General features: G+C 63.8%; 4 protein-coding genes. 3 read left to right on the top strand and 1 reads right to left on the bottom strand.

Annotated features, from left to right (window positions below; genetic code table 11):
- A partial coding sequence (locus WBV42_RS17325; RefSeq protein ID WP_423987133.1) for a universal stress protein occupies nt 1-880 on the top strand: 880 nt, incomplete at its 5' end.
- Here the strand turns inward: WBV42_RS17325 and WBV42_RS17320 are convergent.
- Entirely contained in the window at nt 877-2,064 is a 1,188-nt protein-coding gene (locus WBV42_RS17320; protein ID WP_423987132.1) for an NAD-binding protein, read from the bottom strand. The two genes, WBV42_RS17325 and WBV42_RS17320, sit on opposite strands and share 4 nt — an antisense overlap.
- A gap of 408 nt (nt 2,065-2,472) precedes the next feature.
- On the opposite strand from WBV42_RS17320, the gene WBV42_RS17315 reads away from it, so the two are divergent.
- Nucleotides 2,473-2,748, top strand: coding sequence for a ubiquitin-like small modifier protein 1 (locus tag WBV42_RS17315; protein ID WP_423987131.1), 276 nt, complete (start codon nt 2,473-2,475; stop codon nt 2,746-2,748).
- Nucleotides 2,749-2,751: 3 nt separating this feature from the next.
- The coding region (surE, locus tag WBV42_RS17310) for a 5'/3'-nucleotidase SurE (protein ID WP_423987130.1) at nt 2,752-3,449 on the top strand (698 nt) is incomplete at its 3' end.

Here is a 3,449-nt window from a genome sequence, read left to right as displayed (position 1 = left end):
CTACCTGTATCAGTCCACGAGCGGCGACGACCACGTTCTGGTTCCGATGCGCGGCGAGTACGCCGAAGGGGCGGCGATGTTCGCCGCGAAACTGGCGGCAGCACACGACGCCGGTAAGGTCGTTCTCATGGACATCGTGGACGAGGACGCTATCGAGGAGGTGAGGGGAAGCGGGGAATCAGGCGAAACGGAGACGCTCGTCATGGAACCCGACGACGAGGCCGAGACACAGGCGGCGGACGAGGCGGCGACCGCCCTCGAACGACAGGCCCAACGGATTCGAACCCGGATGGGTGTCGCCTGTGAAGTCATCGTCGCGAGCGACGACCAAACGCGGCCGCGGACGATACTGCGGACCGTCCGGGAGGAGAACTGTGACCTCGTCGTCGTTCCGTACGAGGACGAACACGGTGGACTCTCGTCGTTCGTCCGCACGCTGTTCCGCGGGCGAACCGACGCCATCGTGTATCGTCCCGGCGCGGCACCCGGGCCGACTGATTCCACCCGACTCGATTGGAAACGGGTTCTCGTTCCCGTCCGGAGAGCGAGCGATACGGCCCACGTGATGCTCGATTTCGCACAGCGACTCGCCGGGAAGACCGGAACGGTGAGCGTCTGCACCTGTATCGACCGCGAATCCCAGCGGCGAAGCGCGGAATCGACACTCGCCGACCTCGTCGAGGCGTTTTCGGGGTCGTTCGAGACGCGAATCTCCCGCCACGAAATTCTACAATTCCTCTCCGCGAACGATTCCCACTACGACCTCATCATCATCGGGGCGAGCACCGACAGGAGCGCCGCATCGCGGTTCATCTCGCCGCCGACGTTCGAGCGACTGCAGGAGATCGAGTGCGACGTGGCGGTCGTACACCGCGGCTAACGCTCGAAATCCGTCAGCGTTCGATTCGATGCGTCGCCTGACAACTGTTCGGCCAACTCCTCGACGTGCTCGCCACCGAGCGCCGCCTGCACCAACATGCGACCGATGAGTGCCGGGCTGACGACGATGTCCGCTCCCGCCCGACGCAGTTTGTTCACGTTTTCGCGTTCGGTGGCCGCCGCCACGATTCGAATATCGGAATTCAACTGTCGGGCGGTCAGCACCCCGAGCGAGTCGGCGGCGTCGTCCTCCGTGGCGACGAGCACCGACTTCGCCCGGTCGATTCCCACGCGTCGGAGGACGTCCTCGTCGCTCGGGTCGCCGTGGACGACGACTTCCTTCCGCTCGCGGAGTTCGTCCGCGAGGTCGGAGTCCTCCACGACGACCACGTACTCGGTCGAGCCGCCGAGTTCGTCGAGTATCGATTCCGTGAGCAGGTGTCCGTAGCCGAGGACGAGCAGGTGGTCTTCCATGAGGTCGATGTTCGAGTTGGGTGATTTGCCGAGCGCGCTGGCGAAGCTGTTCTGCACGATGGGCGCGAAGAGCACTCCCAACGCCGCCGCGAAACTGCCGGTTCCGAACACGATGACGGTCATCGCGAACGCCTGTGCGACCGGGGTTATCGGGCGCGTGTTACCGAACCCGACCGTGCTGGCGGTGAGCAGGGTGAAGTAGAATGCGTCGAACCACGTTTTGAGGTTCTCGAACTGCTCCTGTAGTGCGTACGCGCCGATGGTGCCGTACAACTGCGCGCCGACGACGGCGGCCGCGGTGGCGATCTGGGCGGTGGAGAGTTCTATCGGCCGCTGGAATCGCCCGCGGACGAGGAACAACACGGGCACCGTCACGAGCGCAAAGGCGACGAGCGGAAGCGAGTACGGTGTCGATTGTAAGAGTCCGTGAAGGACGGTGATCGGCACCAACAGGGCACACGCGTACCACGCGACGCGGAACCCCCGCCGCAGTCCCATCGCGGCGATGAGCAACAGAAACCCGACGATGGTTCCAGTGTACGACGTCGTTTGCCGGACGGCCTCCGGAATCAGTCCGCCGAACAATCTACCGCCGGTCGATCCCGTCGCCGTCGTGACGAGACCGGTCGCTATCGAGAGGAGCGCGACCCCGATTACCAACCACACCACGACACGTGCCGACGTGAACCGCCGTCGGAACCCCCCCGCCATACGACCATGGGTGCAACGCCCGGTGGGATAAATGGGATGGTCGATGTGTCATCCATCGACGGAACGGTATTCACGGGACGCCGCCACAACGAAACGAGAACGGACGTTTTCGTGATGGTACCCGTCAGTATTCCGTTCGACCGTTCCGCACCAACGACATCACGAATCCACCGGTCAAACGCTTCGATCGCCCGTACTCGCCGGGAATCAGGGTATCCCTACGATGCCGTAGGCGATGGCTACTATCCTCTCGGTCGTCATCGCCTTCCCCGAGCGTTTATGTAGGATACCGGAACCAAACCGGTTCGATGGTCGTCACTGCCCTCGTGGTCCAATTTGCTCACTGGCTTCTCCACGGTCTTTCGTGGGAAAGAAACTCACTTCCCGTCTCCGACCGTCGTACCGACCATGCAGTGGAAACTCTTCGCGGATCTGGCCGAGATCGCCGGCAACAAGGAGGTGCCCGTGGACGCCGAGCCGGGCGATTCCGTGGGCGACGCGTTGGACGCCCTTCTCGCGCCGCGGCCGGAACTCGAACATCGCGTTCTGGACGACGATGGCCGCCTCCAAGACCACATCAACGTTCTCCGAAACGGGACTGACGTCTTCTCCGAAGACGGCTTGAAAACCCCGCTCGAACCGGGCGACGAGCTGGCGCTCTTTCCCCCAGTGAGTGGTGGGTAGCGCGTGGACGTTCTCCTGACGAACGACGATGGCGTCGATGCGCCCGGCATCGACGCCCTGTACGACGAACTTTCGACCGTCGCCGACGTGACTCTCGTCGCCCCTGCGGAGGACCAGAGCGGGGTCGGCCGGTCGAACTCCCACACCGTCGAAGTGGACGACCACGAGTGCGGTCTCGTCGTTCATGGGACTCCCTGTGATTGTGTCGCTGTCGGTGTCCGAACGCTCGATACGGATCCCGCCGTCGTCGTTGCGGGCTGTAACGATGGGCCGAACTTCGGCGCACACAAACTCGACCGCTCGGGGACCGTCGGGGCTGCGAAGGAAGCCGCGTTCCTCGGCATCCCGGGAATCGCGGTTTCGGCTTACGACCCCGTCGATGGTGCACTCCCCCGACTCGACCGTGAAAACTTCGCACAGGCGGCCCGAATCACCCGCTCGCTCGTCGAACACGCCGAGGCCATCGATTCGGGGACGTATCTGAACGTCAATGCCCCCGTCTCGGACGGCTCTCCGAACGTTCGAATCACGTACCCGGCACACGATTTCGACGTACGAATCGAGGACATCGACGGAGACGGTCGTGATGCTATCGCCCTCGTCGACGAGTTCTATGACCCGCTTCGGCCGGACCGACCCGAACCGCTGGAGGACCCGGTCGGAACCGACCGCCGGGCGCTCGCGGACGGGGAAATCAGTAT

Origin of the sequence: Haladaptatus sp. (assembly GCF_049589095.1) — an archaeon.
In the GTDB taxonomy this organism is placed as follows: domain Archaea; phylum Halobacteriota; class Halobacteria; order Halobacteriales; family Haladaptataceae; genus Haladaptatus.
Note: the sequence above shows the minus strand (reverse complement) of the source record. Positions and strands in the feature narration are given on the sequence as shown.

What these genes read in the sequence shown, in the direction of transcription:
- WBV42_RS17320 (WP_423987132.1), bottom strand. Translation starts at nt 2,064, where the DNA reads ATGGCGGGGGGGTTCCGACGGCGGTTCACGTCGGCACGTGTCGTGGTG.
- WBV42_RS17315 (WP_423987131.1), top strand. Translation starts at nt 2,473, where the DNA reads ATGCAGTGGAAACTCTTCGCGGATCTGGCCGAGATCGCCGGCAACAAG.